General features: G+C 70.8%; 15 protein-coding genes and 1 tRNA gene. 8 read left to right on the top strand and 8 right to left on the bottom strand.

All coding sequences use genetic code 11. The annotated features are described in order from the left end of the window. Positions 1 to 16: 16 nt before the first annotated feature. From ACIHFB_RS06940 to ACIHFB_RS06920, 5 genes are all read left to right on the top strand, one after another. A complete protein-coding gene (locus ACIHFB_RS06940; protein WP_365279396.1) occupies positions 17 to 1,351 on the top strand; it encodes a hypothetical protein in 1,335 nt (444 codons plus the stop codon). Next, positions 1,348 to 3,885, top strand: a complete 2,538-nt coding sequence (locus ACIHFB_RS06935; protein ID WP_365279399.1) for a tetratricopeptide repeat protein — start codon at positions 1,348 to 1,350, stop codon at positions 3,883 to 3,885. The genes ACIHFB_RS06940 and ACIHFB_RS06935 overlap by 4 nt, the downstream gene beginning before the upstream one ends. Continuing rightward, on the top strand, positions 3,886 to 5,211 hold the full coding sequence (locus ACIHFB_RS06930; protein ID WP_365279402.1) for a PP2C family serine/threonine-protein phosphatase: 1,326 nt from the start codon (positions 3,886 to 3,888) through the stop codon (positions 5,209 to 5,211). Between the two features lie 90 nt (positions 5,212 to 5,301). Next, positions 5,302 to 6,648 carry a VWA domain-containing protein gene (locus ACIHFB_RS06925; protein WP_365279405.1) on the top strand — a complete coding sequence of 449 codons (1,347 nt, stop codon included), beginning with the start codon at positions 5,302 to 5,304 and terminating at the stop codon, positions 6,646 to 6,648. 83 nt (positions 6,649 to 6,731) lie between these two features. Then, entirely contained in the window at positions 6,732 to 8,087 is a 1,356-nt protein-coding gene (locus ACIHFB_RS06920; protein ID WP_365279408.1) for an FHA domain-containing protein, read from the top strand. A gap of 10 nt (positions 8,088 to 8,097) precedes the next feature. On the opposite strand, the gene ACIHFB_RS06915 is transcribed toward ACIHFB_RS06920, so the two are convergent. Beyond that, positions 8,098 to 9,108: a methyltransferase domain-containing protein gene (locus ACIHFB_RS06915; RefSeq protein WP_365279410.1), complete on the bottom strand. Its 1,011-nt coding sequence runs from the start codon at positions 9,106 to 9,108 to the stop codon at positions 8,098 to 8,100. 118 nt (positions 9,109 to 9,226) lie between these two features. On the opposite strand from ACIHFB_RS06915, the gene ACIHFB_RS06910 reads away from it, so the two are divergent. Further along, the gene (locus ACIHFB_RS06910) at positions 9,227 to 9,640 is read left to right on the top strand and encodes a globin (RefSeq protein ID WP_400125721.1); all 414 of its coding nucleotides are present in this window, start codon (positions 9,227 to 9,229) and stop codon (positions 9,638 to 9,640) included. 40 nt (positions 9,641 to 9,680) lie between these two features. Here the strand turns inward: ACIHFB_RS06910 and ACIHFB_RS06905 are convergent, their stop codons facing one another. The 7 genes from ACIHFB_RS06905 to ACIHFB_RS06875 all read right to left on the bottom strand — a co-directional run bounded on the left by ACIHFB_RS06905 (position 9,681) and on the right by ACIHFB_RS06875 (position 19,411). Continuing rightward, entirely contained in the window at positions 9,681 to 10,376 is a 696-nt protein-coding gene (locus tag ACIHFB_RS06905) for a hypothetical protein (RefSeq protein WP_365279416.1), read from the bottom strand. Continuing rightward, a complete protein-coding gene (locus tag ACIHFB_RS06900) occupies positions 10,373 to 10,786 on the bottom strand; it encodes a thioesterase family protein (RefSeq protein WP_365279419.1) in 414 nt (137 codons plus the stop codon). The genes ACIHFB_RS06905 and ACIHFB_RS06900 overlap by 4 nt, the downstream gene beginning before the upstream one ends. Positions 10,787 to 10,790: 4 nt before the next feature. Continuing rightward, positions 10,791 to 12,455: an energy-dependent translational throttle protein EttA gene (gene ettA, locus ACIHFB_RS06895; protein WP_400125719.1), complete on the bottom strand. Its 1,665-nt coding sequence runs from the start codon at positions 12,453 to 12,455 to the stop codon at positions 10,791 to 10,793. A 535-nt stretch (positions 12,456 to 12,990) separates the two neighbouring features. Next, positions 12,991 to 14,403 (bottom strand): Cys-Gln thioester bond-forming surface protein, encoded by a 1,413-nt coding sequence (locus ACIHFB_RS06890; RefSeq protein ID WP_400125717.1) that lies wholly within the window; start codon positions 14,401 to 14,403, stop codon positions 12,991 to 12,993. 323 nt (positions 14,404 to 14,726) lie between these two features. Then, complete coding sequence (locus ACIHFB_RS06885) at positions 14,727 to 15,212, bottom strand: single-stranded DNA-binding protein (RefSeq protein ID WP_400125715.1); 486 nt, start codon at positions 15,210 to 15,212, stop codon at positions 14,727 to 14,729. A gap of 305 nt (positions 15,213 to 15,517) precedes the next feature. Continuing rightward, a complete protein-coding gene (locus ACIHFB_RS06880; RefSeq protein WP_400126735.1) occupies positions 15,518 to 17,647 on the bottom strand; it encodes a GTPase in 2,130 nt (709 codons plus the stop codon). Positions 17,648 to 17,803: 156 nt separating this feature from the next. Next, a complete protein-coding gene (locus ACIHFB_RS06875; RefSeq protein WP_365279431.1) occupies positions 17,804 to 19,411 on the bottom strand; it encodes a dynamin family protein in 1,608 nt (535 codons plus the stop codon). 320 nt (positions 19,412 to 19,731) lie between these two features. Here ACIHFB_RS06875 and ACIHFB_RS06870 point away from each other — a divergent pair. Next, positions 19,732 to 19,804, top strand: a tRNA-Arg gene (locus ACIHFB_RS06870). 285 nt (positions 19,805 to 20,089) lie between these two features. Beyond that, on the top strand, positions 20,090 to 21,064 hold the full coding sequence (locus tag ACIHFB_RS06865; RefSeq protein WP_400125713.1) for a tyrosine-type recombinase/integrase: 975 nt from the start codon (positions 20,090 to 20,092) through the stop codon (positions 21,062 to 21,064). Positions 21,065 to 21,112 lie beyond the last annotated feature (48 nt).

Here is a 21,112-nt window from a genome sequence, read left to right as displayed (position 1 = left end):
CAGCGAGAGGTGATCGATGGGCGTCACGGGACCCCCCGGGCCGGTGATGGACCGGGACGAGGTGGACCGTGCGCTGGCGCGGCTCGGCGCGGAGCACGAGGCGATCGAGACCTCACTCCTCGCCCTCCAGGACCACGCGGGCCGCAGACTCCTCGAAGGCGCCGAGCTCACCGGCTTCACCAAGGAGCGCTGGTCGGCCGCCGAGGCGTCGATCACCTTGCTGTGGGCGTACTTCGACGCGTACACGGACGCGTTGCGCGCCGCCCGCGACATCCGCGCCCGGCGCCGCTGGTCCAGCCGGGAGGACCTGGTGGAGCTGACCGAGCTGCTGCGCGGCGAGGCCGTCACCGTCGCGGGCTCGGCCGGCGCCATGGCCAACGCGCCGACGCTGCACGGCGGCTCGGGCAAACTCAGTGAGCAGTTCACGCTGATCACCCTCGTCGACCGGATGAACGAGCTGTACGCCACCTCGCTGGACATGGTCGTCGCCGCCGACGCGGTCTGGTCGGCGCTGCCCGCCCGGATCGATTTACTGGCCGCGGAGCTCCAGCGCACCCGCAAGCTCGCGCACTCCGTCGGCGTGCGCCCCGGCGAGCACCCGGCCGGCGACGACCTGGAGCGCATCACCCGCACACTGACGAACCTCCGCGAGCAGGTCGTCTCCGACCCGCTGGCCTTCTGGGTGCCCACGCCCGGGAGTTCCGCCCCCGGCGGCGGCCGGCCGGACACCACGGTGTACGACCGCGAGGCACGCGCCCTGGAGGACGTACGCCGGGAGATCGACGCGGTGCTGACGGTCCGCCAGGACGCCGAGCAGCGGCTGGTGAAGCTGCGGGACGTGCTCTCGCGCGCGGACCGCACCCTCGCCGAGGCGCGCAACGCCCGCGGTGAGGTCCTGGCGAAGATCGCGGCCACGGAGGTGCCGGTCGTCAGCGGCCCGCCGACCGTGCTTCAGGAGCAGCTGGCGACGGCCGCCGAATACCGCAGACACGCCCAGTGGCACCGCCTGTCCCCGCTCCTGGAGTCCCTGGAGCAGAAGGCGGAGGACGAACTGCTGCGCGCCCGGGAGTCGTTGACCGCGGTCACCCAGCCACTGGCGGTCCGCGCCGAGCTGCGCGGCCGCCTCGACGCGTACAAGGCGAAGGTCGCCCGGCACGGCCTCGCGGAGGACGCGTTCCTGATCGAGCGGTACGACGCGGCGCGCCGGATGCTGTGGAGCGCGCCCTGCGATCTGCGGGTCGCCGAACAGGCCGTGCTGCGCTATCAGCAGGCGGCGGCCGAACTGCTGGGCGGCCCGCGCATCCCGGGGCAGAGCGGGCCGCAGGATCGTAGGGGGGAGCACTCGTCATGAGTCAGGCACAGCAGAAGTGTCAGCGCCCGGACTGCGAGGGCACGTACGAGGACATGGGCGGCGGCGAGCTGTACTGCGACACCTGCGGTCTCGCCCCGGTCGTCTCGGCCGGGGGCCCCTCCTCCGGGGGAGGCACCGGCTCGCGGTCCACCGGGAACACCGGCGGTGACAAGGGCTCGACCGGCAGCGAGAGTTCACGCTCCGGCTCCACCCCCAGCTCGCGTACGTCGTCGCACTCGTCGAAGTCGCGACGCTCGGTGTCGGGACGTCTGTCGCGCTCCCTGTCGGGCCGTTCCACGGGCCGCTCGGTGTCGGTGCGCAGCTCCGGCTCCTCGGCGGGGTCCAGCGGCCGCGGTCGGCTCGGCGTCGGGCTCGTCCAGGTGCCGGAGGTGCCCCGGCCCGACCCCCGCGAGATGGTCCTGGAGAACCCTGAGGTCCCCGAGCGCAAGCGGTTCTGCTCCCGCTCCGACTGCGGGGCCCCGGTCGGCCGGTCACGCGGCGACCGAGAGGGCCGTACGGAAGGGTTCTGCACCAAGTGCGGCCACCCGTACTCCTTCGTCCCGAAGCTGAAGTCCGGAGACGTCGTCCACGGCCAGTACGAGGTCGCGGGCTGTCTGGCGCACGGCGGCCTGGGCTGGGTCTACCTCGCGGTGGACCGCGCGGTGTCGGACCGGTGGGTCGTGCTGAAGGGCCTGCTGGACACCGGCGACCAGGACGCGATGGCCGCCGCCATCTCCGAGCGGCGCTTCCTCGCGGAGATCGAGCACGCCAACATCGTGCGGATCTACAACTTCGTGGAGCACCTCGACCAGCGGACAGGATCGCTGGACGGGTACATCGTCATGGAGTACGTCGGCGGCAAATCGCTGAAGGAGATCGCCAACGAGCGTCGTACACCGGAGGGGAAGCGGGAGCCGCTGCCCGTGGAACAGGCGTGCGCGTACGGCATCGAGGCCCTCGAAGCGCTCGGGCACCTGCACAGCCGCAACCTCCTGTACTGCGACTTCAAGGTCGACAACGCCATCCAGACCGAGGACCAGCTCAAGCTGATCGACATGGGCGCGGTGCGCAGGATGGACGACGAGGAGTCGGCCATCTACGGCACGGTGGGCTATCAGGCGCCGGAGATGGCGGACATCGGCCCCTCGGTCGCGTCCGACCTGTACACGGTCGCGCGGACGCTCGCCGTCCTCACCTTCGACTTCCAGGGCTACACGAACGTGTTCGTGGACTCGCTGCCCGACCCGGACAACATCGAGGTCTTCCGGCAGTACGAGTCCTTCTACCGGCTCCTGGTCCGCGCCACCGACCCGGACCCGGCCCGCCGGTTCGCCTCTGCGGAGGAAATGACCGAGCAGCTGACGGGTGTTCTGCGGGAGGTCGTCTCCCTCCAGACGGGACGCGCCCGGCCGTCGCTGTCGACGCTGTTCGGACCCGAAGTGAAGGTGACGGACGCGGAGTTGTTCCCGAAGCTGGAGGGGGACGTGTCGCGGCTGGGGGCGAGAGTCGTCGCCGCCCGGCGGTCCTCGTCCACCGCGGCCGCCGAACTGCCGAGCGGCTCGGCCGTCAACGGCCACGGCACGCCGGGCATCGTGAAAGCCGTGAACACCGGTGCCGCGGCGCTGGCCCTGCCGGTCCCCCATGTCGACCCCGGCGACCCCAACGCCGGGTTCCTGGCCGGTCTCATCGCCTCCGCGCCGGGCGAGTTGATCAGTGCGCTCGCCGCCGCGCCCGCCCAGTCGACCGAGACACGGCTCAGGCAGCTCAGAGCCCGGCTGGAGAACGGCGACTCCGACACCGCCCTGGAGACCCTCGCGAGCCTGGAGGCCGACCACCCGGACGACTGGCGGGTCGTCTGGTACCGAGGTGTCGCCGCGCTGGTCACCGGCGATCACGAAGGCGCCGCGCTCTCCTTCGACGCGATCTACGACGCCTTCCCCGGCGAGCCCACGCCCAAGCTGGCCCTCGGCCTGTGCGCGGAGGTGCTGGGCCAGCTCGACAACGCCGCCGAGTACTACCGCCTGGTGTGGTCGACCGACCCGAGCTATGTGAGCGCGGCGTTCGGCCTGGCCCGGGTCCAGCTCGCGACGGGCGACCGCAGAAGTGCCGTACGCACTCTGGAGTCGATTCCGGAGTCGTCCATCCACTACACGGCCGCGCGCGTGGCCGCCGTCCGGGCGCGGCTGCGTCAGCGCACGGCCGTCGCCACCGACGTACCCTTCCTGGAGGATCTGACCGCGGCCGCCGCGCAGGTCGAGGCGCTGGAGGCGTACGGTCTGGATCCCGCGCGGCGCGAGCAGTTGTCGGCAGAAGTCCTCGGCAGTGCGCTGGACTGGATACTCTCCGGGGGCCAGGGTTCCGTACCCCCCGCCGCCGGGGGACGGGTGCTGCTCGGCAGCGGCCTGGACGAGCGGGGACTGCGTTTCGGACTGGAGCGTTCGTACCGCACGCTGGCCCGGCTCGCGCGGGGCGGCGAGGAGAGGATCGACCTGGTGGAACGTGCCAACCGTTACCGCCCCCGGACGTGGGTGTAGTTGATGTCGCAGATGCCCCAGCAGACCGCCCTGTCCCGGTGCCCGAGCTGCGAGGAGCCCCTCGAGTCGGGTGACCGTTTCTGCGGTGCGTGCGGATACGACCTGTCCGCCGTCCCCGCACGGCCGGACGACGAGCCGACGATCATCATGAACGGCTCGGCACCACCCCCACCGGCCGGTGTCGCCGGCGCGGACTGGCCCGTTGCGCCCGGCCGGCCCGCCGCCACGCATCTGCCGACCGACCTCCAGGGGACGGACTCGGGCGGCCACGTCCTTCCTGCGCAGGCACCGGTGGGCTCCCCCGTGTCCCCCGCCTCCGGTGTCCGCTTCGACCGTCCGCCGGAGCCCGACGAGTACCCGCTCCAGGCGCCCGACCCGCGCATCGCCGACCTGGCGACCCCGCCGGAAGGCACCACCCTGTGCGTGGCCTGCCGTTCGGGGCGGGTCGACGGCGACGGCTACTGCGAGAACTGCGGACACGCCCAGCCCCGCGAACGGGACCACATGGAGCTGGACACCGGCCCGGTCGCCGCCGTCAGCGACCGCGGTCTGCGCCACCACCGCAACGAGGACGCGTTCGCCCTCGGCAACACCGCGCTGCCCGACGGCGCACCCGCGACCGTGGCGATCGTCTGCGACGGCGTCTCCTCCGCGACCCGCCCGGATGACGCCTCACTCGCCGCGTCCCGGGCCGCGAGCGAGTCACTGCTCGCCGCCCTGCCGCGCGGCACGCACCCGCAGCAGGCGATGCACGAGGCGATCGTCGCCGCCTCGCGCGCGGTCAACGCGCTGGCCGGAGAACCGGCGACGGCCCGCGAGCACGCCCCGCACCAGAACGCCCCCGCCTGCACCTTTGTCGGCGCGGTGGTCACCGCCGGTCTGCTGGTCGTCGGCTGGGTCGGCGACAGCCGCGCCTACTGGGTGCCGGTGGACCGCAGTTCGCACCCGGCCCGGCTCACCGAGGACGACTCCTGGGCCGCGCAGATGGTCGCCGCGGGCCTGATGAGCGAGGCCGAGGCGTACGCCGACGAGCGCGCCCACGCGATCACCGGCTGGCTCGGCGCCGACGCCTACGAACTGGAGCCGCACACCGCTTCCTTCAAGCCGGACCGTGCGGGTGTAGTGGTGGTGTGCACCGACGGACTGTGGAACTACGCCGAAGCGGCAGAGGAGATGGCCGAGGTCGTCCCCCTCGACGCCGCCGCGCGCCCCCTGCACAGCGCCCAGGTCCTGGTCGGTCACGCACTCGACGGCGGGGGCCACGACAACGTAACAGTGGCCGTCGTCCCGTTCCCGACCCCTCCGCAGGGGGCAGGATCGGCCTGAGGCCGCAGCGCAAAACGGGCCGGAGGGGACCGGTCCGGACACAGTCATCACCCCGCTCCTGTGGGGTTTTCGAGGGGGATCAGAGAAGGCATGGCCAATTTCTCGAAGTCGAATGTGCCGCAGTTCTCGGTGGACGTCTATCAGAACGAGTACCTGCCGGAGGGCGCCCGCGAGGTCAGCGCCATCGTCACCGTGACCGCGACCGGCGGCGGCACGATCGGAAGCGCGGTCGCGGCACCCCACCTCTACGCACCGGGACAGGGCCCGGACGCGGCGGTGGCGATCATGGTCGACTGCTCGGGCTCGATGGACTACCCGCCGACCAAGATGCGCAACGCCCGCGACGCCACGGCCGCCGCGATCGACACCCTGCGCGACGGCGTGCACTTCGCGGTGATCGGCGGCACGCACGTCGCCAAGGAGGTCTACCCGGGCAACGGGCGCCTCGCGATCGCCGACGCCGCCACCCGCGACCAGGCCAAGCAGGCGCTGCGCAAGCTCAGCGCCGGCGGCGGTACGGCCATCGGGACCTGGCTGCACCTCGCCGACGGTCTGCTCTCCTCGGCCGACGTCGCCATCCGGCACGGCATCCTGCTCACCGACGGCCGCAACGAACACGAGTCGGCCGAAGCCCTGAAGGCCTCGCTCGACTCCAGCGCCGGACGCTTCACCTGTGACGCCCGCGGTGTGGGCACCGACTGGGAAGTGAAGGAAGTCACAGGGATCGCCTCCGCCCTGCTCGGCAGCGCCGACATCGTCGCCGACCCGGCCGGTCTCGCCGCCGACTTCACGCAGATGATGGAGACGGCCATGGGCAAGGAGGTCGCGGACGTCGCCCTGCGGCTCTGGACGCCGGTGGGCACCACGGTCAAGTTCGTCAAACAAGTCGCGCCCACCGTCGAGCCGTTGACCGACCGCCGCACCGAGTCCGGCCCGCGCGCCGGGGACTACCCCACCGGCTCCTGGGGAGACGAGTCCCGTGACTACCACGTTTGCGTCGAGGTCCCGGCCGCGAACCTCGGCCAGGAGATGCTGGCCGCCCGTGTCTCCCTGGTCATTCCGCAGCCCGACGGCACGGTCCAGAACCTCGGCGCGCAGGGCCTCGTAAGGGCCGTGTGGACCGACGACATGGTCGCCTCGACCTCGATCAACCCCCAAGTCGCCCACTACACCGGCCAGGCCGAACTGGCACAAGCCATCCAACAAGGTCTGGATCTGCGCAAAGCGGGCGATATGGATGGAGCAACGGCCAAACTGGGCCGGGCCGTTCAGCTCGCCAGTGCCTCGGGAAATGCGGATACGGCGAAACTCCTTGCGAAGGTGGTGGACGTTGTCGATGCCGCGACAGGTACTGTGCGACTGAAGGCGAAGGTCGCGGAGGCCGATGAGATGACCCTCGAGACCCGGTCCACAAAGACTGTTCGTGTAAAGAAGTGACCTGAGACAGTTGCGAGCCCGACCCCTAGGGGTTGGAAAAAATCCGGTCATCGAGGCCGGAAAGGAGAGGGGGAAGCGCCGACATGCCGACCTGCCCGAACGGACACCAGTCGGGTTCCGACGACTGGTGCGAGGTCTGCGGTCACCGCATGGCCGGTGCCGTGCCCCCGCCCCCTCCGCCGCCGCCCCAGGCCGCCGGTTACGGCTACCCGCAGCCGGGCCCGGCCCAGGCCCCACCCCCGCCGCCCGGTGCTCACCCCGGCGGGCGTCCGCACCTGTCCGCCGTGCCGGACCCCGAGCCGGAGCTCTGCCCGCAGTGCCGCACGCCGCGTGAGGGCGGCGCGCCGTTCTGCGAGGAGTGCCGGTGGAACTTCCTGACGAACACGGCGACCTCGTACACCCCTGCCGCCCCGCACCCGTCGGCCCCCGGCCCGGGCGTGCGCTATCAGCAGCAGGCGCCGCCGCCCGGCCCGTCGTACGGCGGCGGAGAGTCGTACGACTACCAGAGCTCGCGTCCGTCGCAGATGAACCGGCCCGCCGAGCCGCTCCCGCCGTTCGGCACGGACCCGTCGGCGCCTTCCGGTCCGCCCGGACCGCCCGGACCTTCAGGGCCTGGTGGTCAGCCCGGTTACGGTGGCCGGCCCGGCCCGGGTGGGCAGCCCGGCCCGGGTAGTCAGCCCGGCCCGGGTGGTCAGCCCGGATACGGCGGTCAGCCCGGATACGGCGGCGATCCGTCGCGACCGGTCCCGCCGCCGCCCGGGCCGACTCCTGGTGGCCCCGGTGGCCCCGGTGGTCCCGGCCATCCCGCACAGGCGTTCCAGCAGTCCGGTCCGCCCGCCCCGCCCGCGTACCCGCAGGAGACGAACCGGCCCCAGCAGGGCGGTCAGTCCTTCGGCGGCGGCAATGACGACTGGGTGATCTCCCCGCCCGCCTCGACCGCCCCCGGCGGCCCCGGCCCCGGTCAGGGCGGCTACGGCTATCCGCAGCCCGGCGCGACCCAGGCCCCGCCCGGCCCGCCGTTCCAGCAGGGGCCCGCGACCTGGCTGGCGACCATCGGTCCGGACCGTGACTACTTCATGGCGATGATGCAGCGCTCCGGTCCCGAGGCCGCGGGCCTCAACCTGCCCGCGTACTCGCCCGAGCAGCAGCGCACGCTCACCGGCAACCAGGTCACCATCGGCCGGCGCCGCCACTCCACCGGCGACACCCCCGACATCGACCTCTCGGTGCCGCCGGAGGACCCGGGCGTCTCGCACCAGCACGCGGTGCTGGTCCAGCAGCCGGACAGCACCTGGGCGGTCGTCGACCAGAACTCGACGAACGGCACCACGGTCAACAACTCCGAGGAACCGATCCAGCCCTTCGTGCCGGTGCCGTTGCAGGACGGGGACCGGGTGCACGTAGGCGCGTGGACGACGATCACGATCCGGCGGGGCTAGGCCCGTCCGATCACTCGGTCAGTAGCTGAGGCCGATCGTTCGGGAGGGGCCACGCATACGGCCCCTCCGGTTCGTCCAGCCACGCCCACTCGTGCTCGCCGCTGATCGTGATGCCGTAGCGCTCGCGCTGCGGCTGCCCCTCGCGCTGCCACAGCGCGTACGCCTCCTGCGGTTCGAGGCCGCCGCGGCTCAGGGCCAGCAGGAAGCGGAACAGCTCGTGCTCCCGGGCCCGGCGCGGTACACCGCCGAGGTGCGCGGGTTCCGCCTCCGGCCGGCCGGACCCACGCAGCCGCACGAAATAGGCGGGCGTGTGCAGGAACCGCCCCTCGGCGTGCTCGGCGTCCTGCACCTCCAGCGCGATCAGGCCGGTGGCCAGCGGTGTCAGGATGCGGGCGCCGGGACGGCACTGGGCCAGCCAGGCGCGCGGGACCGAGGTCAGGGTGCAGGTCGCGATGATCCGGTCGAAGGGGGCGCGTTCCGGCACCCCGCGCGCTCCGTCCCCGGTGACGACGGTCGGGTGGTAGCCGGCGGCGGCCAGATGCCGGCGGGCCGACTCGGTGATCTCCGGTTCCAGGTCGACGGTGGTGACCAGGTCGTCGTCGCCGAGCCGGTGGGCCATCAGGGCCGCGTTGTAACCGGTGCCCGCGCCGATCTCCAGGACCCGGTCACCGTCCTCCACGCACAGCTCGACCAGCATGATCGCCATGAGCGAGGGCTGGCTGCTGGAGGAGACCAGCTCGCCGTCGCGCATCCTGGTGGCCAGCGGGGTGTCGGCGTAGGCACCGCGCACCCAGTGTTCGCGCGTGCGCGGGTCGGGGCTCTCACCCCACCGGCGCTCGTAGCCGCCCATGACGCCGACGTAGTAGTACGGCACGAAGAGGTGGCGCGGCACCGCCTCGAACGCCTCCCGCCACACCGGATCCCCGGCCCAGGCCCCGCTCAGCTCGATCTCACGCACCATCGCCGCCCGCGCCGAGGCGGCGAGGTCGTCGAGTTCGCTGTCGAGAGCGTGAGCACTCATATGTCCACTGTCCTGCGGTACGGGTGCGAGGGCCAGTACGGGGTCTGCATGGGAGCCGGTCCGGGAGTCCGTACGGGTGGTCCTAAGCCTTGAGTCCTGGTCCGCCCCGTCTGAGACCATGGGTGGTGTGAATGAGATTCGGCGCGGCACGCTTCAGGAGCAGACCTTCTACGAGCAGGTCGGCGGGGAGGAGACCTTCCGTCGGCTCGTCCACCGTTTCTACGAGGGGGTGGCCGAGGACCCGATCCTGCGCCCCATGTATCCCGAGGAGGACCTGGGCCCGGCCGAGGACCGCCTCGCTCTCTTCCTGATCCAGTACTGGGGCGGCCCGACGACGTACAGCGAGAACCGCGGCCACCCGCGTCTGCGTATGCGCCACGCGCCCTTCACCGTCGACCGCGCGGCACACGACGCCTGGCTGAAGCACATGCGCGACGCCGTCGACGAACTCGGCCTCTCCGAGGAGCACGAGCGCACGCTGTGGAACTACCTGACGTACGCGGCGGCCTCGATGCTGAACACCCCGGGCTGACCGGAGGAATCCGGAGGGAGGGACAAAGGGAGGAACGCATCTAGCGGGACACGCTGACGTCCAACGCCCCAAGTCCCGCCCTGCGTACGGCAATCGACCCGTACGGCGTGCGCAGCCTGAGCCACGCGCCCGACGAGAACAGCCCGAGCTGGGCTTCGTCGGGCAGGTGCGTGTCAGGTCGTACGCGAAGAAAGCCCAGTGACTGGGCCGCGTGCACGGCCCGAACCGGCAGGTGGGTGTCCCCGACCGACCGGGACCAGATCTCCCGCCCGATCCGGTCGAGTTCGGTCCGTGTACGCCGCTCGGACGTCAACTCCTCGATACGGGACCGGAATTCGGCGACCCCCGCGCGGACCATCGCCCGCAGGGCGTCCGGCGCCGGCAGCCCCGCCTCGGGCCGCCACCCGCCGCGCGGCGGCAGCACCCCGGCCCACGGCGGACCGGTGACCGCGTCCGGGACGACGGCCGTGGCCGCCGACTCGTCCACGGCCTCCAGCAGCTCACCGGCGGAGACGGTCACGTCCAGCGTCACTTCGAGCCCGTTCTCGTACGGCTTGGCGAGCCGCACCGTACGGATCGCCAGCACCTCGAAGGACGGCGGCCGCCCGAAGACGGCGAGCGCGGTCCCGGCCGCCTGAAGGCGCACCGCTGCTCCACGGTCGTAGTGGAGCAGCCGGGAGAGGAAGGCCGCGAAATCCGCCGCCTCCCCCTCGTCGGCGAGGTGGAGCACCGTCATGCGGCGACGGCCTCCTCCTCGTCGTCATCCCTGTACTCCGCGAGGAACTCCCGTTCCTCCGCCGTGAGCCGGCGCGGGCGCTGCGCCTCGAAGTCGAACGGCACTATCACCGTCGAGGCCCGGACATAGAGCTGGTCCGGGTCCTTGACCTCGTAGGTGATGGTGAAGGAGGCCGCCCTGATCTGTGTGATCCACAGCTCGATGTCCACGGGCGTGTGCCGGTGGACGAGCTGCCGCTTGTAGTCGATCTCATGGCGTGCCACCACCGACCCCTGCTTGAAGTCCTTCTCCGGGCGGAACAGGAAGTCGATACGGGCCTCCTCCAGGTAGCGGAGGAAGACCACGTTGTTGACGTGGCCGTACGCGTCCATGTCCGCCCAGCGCAGCGGGCAGCGGTAGATATGCCGCAAGAGATCAGCCCCGGGTCAGCTTCTTGTAGGTGGCGCGGTGCGGGCGGGCGGCGTCCGGGCCGAGCCGCTCGACCTTGTTCTTCTCGTACGACTCGAAGTTGCCCTCGAACCAGAACCACTTGGACTCACCCTCGTAGGCGAGGATGTGCGTGGCGACCCGGTCCAGGAACCACCGGTCGTGGGAGACGACCACAGCCGCGCCCGGGAACTCCAGCAGGGCGTTCTCGAGGCTGGAGAGGGTCTCGACGTCGAGGTCGTTCGTCGGCTCGTCGAGGAGGAGCAGGTTGCCGCCCTGCTTGAGGGTGAGCGCGAGGTTCAGTCGGTTGCGCTCACCACCGGAGAGGACACCGGCCGGCTTCTGCTGGTCGGGACCCTTGAACCCGAAGGCGGAGACGTAGGCCCGAGAGGGCATCTCGACCTGACCCACATTGATGTAGTCGAGCTCATCGCTGACCACGGCCCACAGCGACTTCTTCGGGTCGATGTTCTCGCGGCTCTGGTCGACGTAGGAGATCTTGACGGTGTCGCCGACCTTGATGCTGCCGGAGTCCGGGGTCTCCAGACCCTGGATCATCTTGAAGAGGGTGGTCTTGCCGGCGCCGTTCGGGCCGATGACGCCGACGATGCCGTTACGGGGCAGGGTGAAGGAGAGGTCGTCGATGAGGACCTTGTCGCCGAAGGCCTTGGAGAGGTTGTTGACCTCGACGACGATGCTGCCGAGCCGCGGGCCCGGCGGGATCTGGATCTCCTCGAAGTCCAGCTTCCGCATCTTGTCCGCCTCGGCGGCCATCTCCTCGTAGCGGGACAGACGCGCCTTGGACTTGGCCTGCCGCCCCTTGGCGTTGGACCGCACCCACTCCAGCTCGTCCTTGAGCCGCTTGGCGCGCTTGGCGTCCTTCTGGCCCTCGACCTTGAGGCGGGAGGCCTTCTTGTCGAGGTACGTGGAGTAGTTGCCCTCGTACGGGTGGGCACGACCGCGGTCCAGCTCGAGGATCCACTCGGCGACGTTGTCGAGGAAGTACCGGTCGTGGGTGACGGCGACGACGGTGCCGGCGTACTTCGCGAGGTGCTGCTCCAGCCACTGCACGGACTCGGCGTCCAGGTGGTTGGTGGGCTCGTCGAGGAGCAGCAGGTCGGGAGCCTCGAGAAGCAGCTTGCAGAGCGCCACGCGACGCCGCTCACCACCGGAGAGGTTGGTGACGGGCCAGTCGCCGGGCGGGCAGCCCAGGGCGTCCATGGCCTGCTCCAGCTGCGTGTCCAGGTCCCACGCGTTGGCGTGGTCCAGGTCGTCCTGGAGCTTGCCCATCTCCTCCATCAGCGCGTCCGAGTAGTCGGTCGCCATGAGCTCGGCGACCTCGTTGAAACGCTTGAGCTTGCCCATGACCTCGGCGGCGCCGTCCTGCACGTTCTCCAGGACCGTCTTGGACTCGTCGAGCGGCGGCTCCTGGAGGAGCATGCCGACGGAGTAGCCGGGCGACAGGAAGGCATCGCCGTTGGACGGCTGCTCAAGACCGGCCATGATCTTGAGAACGGTGGACTTACCGGCCCCGTTCGGACCGACCACACCGATCTTCGCGCCGGGCAGGAAGCTCAGCGTCACGTCGTCAAGGATCACCTTGTCGCCGTGCGCCTTACGCGTCTTGCGCATGGTGTAGATGTACTCAGCCAAGAGAAACCGTCCGGCAGCTTGAATTCTGGCAGTGGGCAGATACACCCCATCTTGCCGGATCGCCACCCCTCGGGGGAAACGGGTATGGGTGGGGGGCGCTGACCTGGGGGTTCGGAGGTGGGGGGTGGGGGCGGCTGGGGCTGTCGGGCGTGGTTGGGGGCGCTCGGGTCATCGCGCAGATCGTGCAGCGTCGAGGCGTCTCGGACGGCGGGGTCCAGAAGATGACCTGCCCTATTCCTCGCGGACGCTGCCGAGCCATGGAAAGGTCCGCGAGGTCGCTCGGGCCTGCGACCAGGCCAATGCCGGCGCAGTGATCTTCGTTGCCCCTCTGACCGGGCGCCGGCAGCGCGTGCTGACAGCAATACTTGGCCGTCCCGCTGTGGGCTTTGAAACAGGCACCGGCGCCAGCCACCCGACGGCCACAGGCGGCCCACGGGTGACACGGCCCCTCACCGGCATGGAATCGGCCTTGTCGTGCCGGAGGAACCGTCCGGTCGCGGTCCTCGCCCGGCTCGGGTGACCGGAGCCACCCCGGTCAGCCCTTCGTGGGCGCCTTCTTGTTGCGTACGAGGACCAGGACGCCGCCGCCGATCACGACGAGGGCGATGGCGGTCCCGCCGATCACCGGGGTCGCGTCGGAGCTGCCGGTTTCGGCGAGGTTGGTGTCGGTTGCGGTGCCGCCCACGGTGGCCGGGCTGGGCTCGCTGAGGGTCTGGGTCGAGTCGCCGCTCTCGCTGCCCTGTGTCTGGCAGTCGAGGACGCCGGTGAACCGCTTCTGGAAGCCGCCCGGAGCCTCGATCGTGAAGTCGTAGGCCTGGTCCTCCCGCAGGGGAATCGTCACCGTCCGGGACTCGCCGGCCGCGATGGTGTGCTCGATCCCCATCAGCTCGAAGGTGAACTCTTCGTCGCCCTCGTTGGCCGCGGTGAGGTCCACCCCGCCCACGGCGCAGTTCTCCACCGCGGACAGTGCGGGTATGGCGCCCTGCTCGGCCCAGGTCGCGCTTGCCGTCGCCGAGACCGTGGACTCGCTGGAGCCGGCCAGGATCTGGGTCTGGCTGCGGCTCTCGGAGGCGAAGGCGCGGCCCACCGGCACGGTGGTGGAGGCCTGGACGGTCAGCTCGGCCGCCCCCGCTGCCGCGTCCTCCGGCACGTCGAAGAACAGCTGACTGCCTTCCGCCGCCGAAGGAACGGCCTCGCCGTCACGGTCGACGATCTTCACCCCGCTCGTGGCGGCGTCCGCCGGCGGTGTCACCGTCACGGAGTCCGCGTTGGTGTGCACCGTCACCGGGCCGAGCCGCTCGCCGGGGCGGCCGGAGATCGCGGGCGGGTCCAGGGTCAGCGACGCCTTGGGCTCCGACACGTCGCGGGCGTTCTTCTCGAGGTAGTCCGCGAGCTTCTCGGCCTGCGGGTCGACGGCGTCGACATCCACGTCGTCCGAGTAGCGCCAGATGGCCACCTGGGTGCCGGCCGCCGCGTCCTGCTCGGTGAGACCGCCCTTGACGCCCGCCTTGGCGGCGAGCGCCGCGAGGTCGTTCACCTGCGGGTAGGAGTTCTGAAGGATCCAGCGGATCCTGCCCGCGTCCTTGTTGGCGCCAAGAGAGGTGCCGCTCCAGGGCGTCTCGTGGTACTTGGCGTCCTTCTGCGTGGGGTTGTGGATGTCGACGCAGTACGTCTGAAGCATGCCGCCGCCCTCGACGGACATCTCGAACAGACCCGCCGACAGCTCCTGGTCGCCGGCCGCGTCATGGATCACGGCCGCGCCGTACGTCTTCAGGCCACCTATGGTGGCGGTCGCCCCGCCCTGGTTCTGCGTCGTCCCGTCGGCGGCCGCCGGGCCGGCACCCGCCATCACACCGGCGACGGCGGCGAGCCCGGACACCAACGTCGCCGCGGCGAGGCGGACTGCCCCTCGCCTGCGTGCGGACAACGCAGAGAACGAAGAAAACACAGAATTCCCCTTCGAGCAGGACCCGTTGACGTGGGGGTACGGTCCCACCAGCAGAATCAGAAGCCCCGAGAGCTACGCACCGCATCCTAAGGACGTGGCGCACCACACCTCCCAGGGATGCCGTCGGACAGCCGATCCGACTCGGAATCGTTATCGCCAAGACCGCTTATGAGCAGGGCTTATCGACAAATCCACCACAGTTGCGGGGTGCGCATTCGCCGATAAGCCGCAGTTCAGTCAGGTAGGACGACGGCCGACAATCGCCTCACGGCGGCAGTTGGAATCACGGCCGTGCAGACGGCCCGGCAGCCCGGCAGCTGACATCACGTCACTGCCATGGGTTCCTGTTCCCGTTGGGCATCCGAGCCGGCCGTGTCACCGGCCGAGTCACCGGGCGGCGTCTCCCAACTGGGCTCCGGCTGCGACGGTGAACCCGCCGCCCACATTTCCGGCTTGTTCGCGCGCCGGAACGCCGACGTGCCCCGTGCGAGGTCGTGCCCGATCGCCACCGCGTCGATGTCGGCCGACGTCCAGCTCTGCCCCTCGCGCACGTCCGAACGTACCTTCAGCCTGCCCTGCACGATGACCGGATCGCCCACCGACAGCGACGCCGCCGCGTTCGTGGCCAACTGCCGATTGGCCCACACGGTGAAGAAGTTGGTGTGCCCGTCGGTCCAGACGCCCTTCTCGCGGTCCCAGTAACGCGCGGTCACCGCCAGCCGGAACCGCGCCGAACTGCCCGCCGCCAGATCGCGGTACACCGGCTGCGTCGCCACGTTGCCCACAGCGCAGACCATCGTCTCGTTCATCACAACCCCTCCCTCGCCCCGAGCGCTCACCCCGGGCGGAAACGCCGACGGGCCCGTCCCGTACGGCTGCGTCTGCCGCAACGACCGCGCACACCAGGTACACCGCCGTCACCACGACGACCGCGTCCGACGCGATCGCCGCAGAGCCAGACTGCCTCCACCGGGCCGAACCCGCTGAGCGCTGTGGACCACCGCCCGCCTGTGGAAAACTCCACCACCCGAACAGGTGACCCACGGCGGGAACCCCACGAAACCCTGCCTCCCCTCACCTCCCCTCACCTCCCCTCACCTCCCCTCGCCTCCCTTCACCGCCCCACGGCCTCCACCCCCAGCACCCTCCCGTACTGCTCCCGCACCTCCCGATACCGCAGCAGCTCCGCCGCCACCGGATCCAGCACGCGCGCCCGCCCGCACCCGGCGGCCGCCTCCCGCAATCGCCGCTCCGCCTCGAGCCCGTACCGCCGCGCCGGTCCGCGCGCCGCCAGCTTGCAGCTCCACTCGACGAGCGGACCACCGATGATGCCGGCGACCATCAGCAGCACCGGCACGCCCAGGTTCGGCGCCATCGTCCGAAAGATCTGCCCCGCCAGCCACAGCCCGCCGACAATCTGAAGGATCGTCATGGAGGCCTGCGCCAGCACCGCAACCGGCCACCAGCCCGGCCGCGGCGGCCGCCCCGGAGGCAGCCCGGCCCGCGCCGCCAGCTCGTCAAGCGCCTCGGGCAGCCCTTGCGCCCCGCGTACGGCCGCTTCCCGCACGGCCTGCGCCCACGGGATGGGCAACCCCGCCGAAGCTCGCTCGGACACGGCCCGCACCGCCTGCTCGACGCGCTGCCGGGCCGTGGCCTCCTCGTCGGCCTGCGCGCGCAACGTCACCCGCCCGGTGGGAGGTTCGCGCCGGTCGTTGTACCACCGCCACAGTCGCAGCCAGGGCGTCCCGCACGCGCGGCCGGCGTTGCGCAGCCACGCGCGTTCGGCGGCCTCACCGGCGGCGGTGGCGCCCACCGCGTCCGCGAGCCGCGCGGAGAACTCGTCCCGCGCCTCCTCGGTGAGCCCGCTCCGCCGCCCCGTGGCGTAGAGCGGCCGCAGCCGTCCTGCCGCGGCCTCCACATCGGCCGAGATCCGACGCGCCGCGGCTCCGCGCTCCGCCACGAACTGCCCCAGCGCCTCGCGCAGGTCCCCCACCCCGTCCCCGGTGAGAGCGGAGAGCGCGAGCACGATCGTGCCCGGCTCGCCGTACTCCCCCAGCGCGATCCCGTCCTCGTCGAGGAGCCGCCGCAGGTCGTCGAGGACCTGATCGGTGGCCTCACCGGGAAGCCGGTCGATCTGGTTGAGGACCACGAACATGACCTCCGCGTGCCCCGCCATCGGCCGCAGATAGCGCTCATGCAGCACGGCGTCGGCGTACTTCTCCGGATCGACGACCCAGATGACCGCGTCGACGAGCGCCAGGACCCGGTCCACCTGCTCGCGGTGCTCCACGGCGGCCGAGTCGTGGTCGGGCAGGTCGACCAGGACGAGCCCGCGCAACTCCGCCTCCGCGTCCGGGTTCTGCACCGGGCGCCGCCGCAGCCGCCCGGGAATGCCGAGCCGGTCGATGAGGGACGAGGCGCCGTCGCTCCAGCTGCACGCGATGGGGGCGGCGGTGGTGGGGCGGCGCACCCCGGTCTCCGAGATGTTCACTCCGGCGAGCACGTTGAACAGCTGCGACTTTCCGCTGCCGGTCGCGCCCGCGATCGCCACGACGGTGTGCTGCCCGGAAAGCCTGCGCCGCGCCGCCGCCTCGTCGAGGACACGTCCCGCCTCGGCGAGCGTCACGCTGTCGAGCCGCGCGCGGGACAGCCCGACCAGTTCCCGCAGCCCGTCCAGTCGCGACCGCAGCGGCCCGTCGTACGCCAGCGGCGCCACGTTCTGCGGTCCGGAGCGCCGCTTCTCCACGACGGCGACCGGCTCCGCGACAGCGCTCTCGTCGACCCGCCGCGCGATCAGCCCGTCGTCCCAGGGAGAGCCGGATTCGGTACGCCCGGACGACTCCGTGCCGACGGACTCAGCGCCGCCGGATTCCGCACCGCCGGACTCACTACGGCCGGACTCGCTACGGCCGGACTCGCTACGGCCTGATTCCGCACCGCCGGATTCCTGCCGACCAGAGTCCTGTCGGCCGGACTCCGAGGGACCTGACTCCGTGAGACCGGATTTCGTACGACCGGACTCCGCACGACCAGATTCCGCACGCTCGGCGTCCAGACGCCCGGAGTCCAGACGCCCGGAGTCCAGACGGCCGGCGTCCGGACGCCCAGAATCCAGCCGCCCAGCCTCCAGGCGCCCAACCTCCAGCCGCCCGGAATCGCCACCGTCCCCCACACGCGCGAGCTCGTCGCGGTCGCGGTCACCGTCGCCCCCGTCCTCGAAGGGCCGGTCGGGCCGGTCGTCCATGGATGCGCTCTCCTCGTCCTGGCTCTTCCCGAGGACGCCGTTGCCGAAAGAGCTCTCTTCAGGGAGCTCGATGTCGAGGCGGGCGTCCTCGGATACCGCGGTCTCCGGATGATCGGCGTGCTCGGTGTGGTCCTGGTCAGTGATGGCGGTCACCGGTCACCTCTCCTTCTGCAGTACGGACAACGCGGCGATGAGTTCGGCCTGGGGTTCGGGGTGTACTTCGAGTGCGTCGAGCGGGGCGAGACGGCGTTCGCGTTCGGTGTGCATGACCCGGTCCAGGTGGTCGGCGAGCAGCCGTCCGCCCCGGTCGCGCAGCCGCAGCGCACCATGGGCGCCGATCCGCTCGGCGAGCCCCTCACCGGCCGACCGCGCCCGGCGACCGCCGAGCAGGGTGGTGGCGGCGAGGGCGGAGACCACTTCCGGATCGGGCGCGACACTCCGGTCGACGTCGCGTACCTCCTCCTCGGCGTACTCCTCGAGCTCCCGCCGCCATCGCCGTACGGCCATCCCGATCCGGTGCTCGGCGCTCTCCAGTGACGGATCGGGGTCGGTGAGCCCGGGCGCGCCCGAGGCGGGTTCGCGCCGCCAGGCGTCGTCGACGCGCTCGTCGGCGGCGGTGACGGCGCACAGCAGGAGTGCGGCGAGGCTCTCCACAAGGGCGTCGAGCAGTTCGCCCGCTGAGCAGTCGAGCGGGAAGGCGCGCCACCGCTTCAGGGCGTCGCCCGCGAGCACGGCGCCCGCCTGAAGACGGCCCCGCACGCGCGCGTACTCGCTGTCGTACGCCCCGTCGACGGCGGCGGTGAGCCGTAGCGCGGCCGCGTACTGGGCGGCGGCGGCGCTGGCCAGCTCGGGCATCCGGGATCTGAGCGACTCCAGGAGGCCGTATGCCGTACGGGCCGTCGAGTGCGCTCGGGCGGCCGGTTCCTGGGCCTGCTGGACGAGCCAGGTCCGCAGGGGCGCCACGGCCGTGGCCGGCAGCAGCCCGCCGCCCCAGGCCGACTCGGGCAACTCGGGCACGGTGAACCGGGGTACATGGCCGAGTCCGGCCTTGGTGAGCAGCGCCGCGTACTGCCGGGACACCTCGGACACGACCTGGTGGGGCACCCGGTCGAGAACGGTGACCAGGGTGGCGTCGTACTCCTTGGCGGTGCGCAGCAGGTGCCAGGGCACGGCGTCGGCGTAGCGGGCGGCTGTGGTGACCATGAGCCAGATGTCGGCCGCGCACATCAGTTCCGCGGCGAGCACCCGGTTGTCGGCCACCAGGGAGTCGATGTCGGGCGCGTCGAGGAGGGCGATGCCGCGCGGCAGGGTTTCGGCGGTCTCGACCCGCAGCACACGCGCCGGGTCCTCGCCCGGCAACAGGAGTTCGTCGCCCGGGTCCTGATGGGGCGCCCACACGCGCGTGAGGTCGGGCAGCACCCGCATCCCGCTGAACCAGTGATGGTCCTCCGGGTTGCACACCAGCACCGGAGTGCGGGTCGTCGGCCGCAGTACCCCCGCTTCGCTGACCCGCCGCCCCACAAGGGAGTTGACCAGCGTCGACTTCCCGGCGCCGGTGGATCCCCCCACCACGGCGAGCAACGGCGCTTCAGGTTCTCTCAACCGGGGCACCAAGTAGTCGTCGAGCTGGGCGAGCAGTTCGTCGCGGTTGGCACGCGCGCGTGGAGCCCCCGCCAGGGGTAGCGGAAAGCGTGCGACGGCGACGCGGTCGCGCAGGGCGGAAAGTGCGTCAAGCAGCTGAGGCCGTACGTCCAAGGTCACCACATGCGAAGAATGCCCAATTTTAGGGGATATTTGAAGCATATGAGCATGTCTGCGCGCCGACAGGACACAAGGGATGGAAGGGATGAGTGGGGCGAGGGCAAAGCCCAGGCATAACGAGTGCACAACACCCGAGGCGGGAGACGCCAAAAGCGATGCACGATTCGTACCTGCCTGCGATTATCAGGACCGCTTCACCGAACCTCCACATTGAGCCACGGAGGCGAAGCAACAGGGACATGGATCGAGGAGCTTTATCCTTGTCCCCGGCAACGTCACGGATCAGCCCACACCCGGGCACCACGACAGAGGCCACACACCCGGCCCCCGTAGCTCAGTGGATAGAGCAGGCGCCTTCTAAGCGCTTGGCCGCAGGTTCGAGTCCTGCCGGGGGCGCCCAGTATGTCTGAGCTGCGCAAACGCTGATCCATACCGCTGTGGCACTCATGTCCAGCGGGGTTAGGCAAGAAGACTCAGGAGATTGATCTTGCTTAGCTCCCTCCCGCAGGAGGGTCACGAAGCGTGCCAGCACAACCACGCAAGGCAGCACAGAGCGCGCCGGGCAAAGCGACTCGGCGCAGTCCGCTGCGCAGCGCTCGGCGCACGTCTACGCCGACGACAGACTCAGACACACAGCCGCTCTCTGCCTCGTCCGTACGCGTCATCAGGGACGCTCAGGACGTGCGCGCTGCGATGCTCGATGAACTAGAGCTGCACCTCAGCACGACCACCAATCGACTCGGGCGCCCGTATCAGCAGGGCACCGTCCGGGCGTACCTGACAGGGGCTCGCACGCTGCACCGATGGATGACAGCGGCTGGTGTGGAAGAAGACTTCACCGCCGTGGACACCGCGCTCCTCAACCGCTTCTTCCGCCATCACTACGACACCCACGACGTACCCAAGAGCCAGGACGGCAAAGGGGGCTACACGGGCGGCACGTCCACGCTGCAACGAAACGTCCGCGTCCTGTTCGCGTGGCTGGAAGAGGAGTACGAGGTACCCAACCCGTGGCGTGACAAGAAGCTCCACCGCTACTCAGCGCCGCCGCAGGGTAAGCCCAAGACCTTGTCCTCGGAGTTCGTGACGGACTGTCTGAAAGTCACGGGTAACGGCAACCCTCGCATCCGAGACTTCGAGACCACCCGAGACCACGCCATCATCCGGGTTCTGACAGAGGGTCTACGCAGTGAGGAACTGTTGAACCTCCGGGTCCAAGACTTGGACCTCCACGGTCACACCCTGGTCGTCGTCCCTCTCAAGGGCGACAGGAACAGCCAGGATGGACGAACCATTCCGCTCCAGCCCAAGACCGTGCGCGCACTCCAGCGTTATCTACGGGCGCGGGAAGAGCACAGCCTGTCTCAGGGGCCGTGGCTCTGGCTGGGCACGAGGAACAGGAACCGGCTCCGTTACTCGGGCCTGTACCGCATGGTGAAGCGACGGGCCGAGGAAGCCGGGTACGACTCGGCCGAGGTGTCGCCTCACTCGTACTGCCATACGTGGACGGACGACCTTCTGTCGTCGGGCGTGAGCGGGGAGAACGTCATGGCCGTACGCGGGTGGAAGTCTCCGGCCATGCTGCGCAGGTACGCCCACGACCAAGCGAGCCAGCGCGCGGTCAGCGCGGTGCACCAGCTCGGGGATCGCTACTGACGGTAGACGGCCGGCTGAGCACTGAGTGACGACACGGTGGGTGTGGTA

Source organism: Streptomyces sp. NPDC051963 (assembly GCF_044593495.1).
In the GTDB taxonomy this organism is placed as follows: Bacteria; Actinomycetota; Actinomycetes; order Streptomycetales; family Streptomycetaceae; genus Streptomyces.
This window is presented reverse-complemented; position numbering and strand designations above follow the sequence as displayed.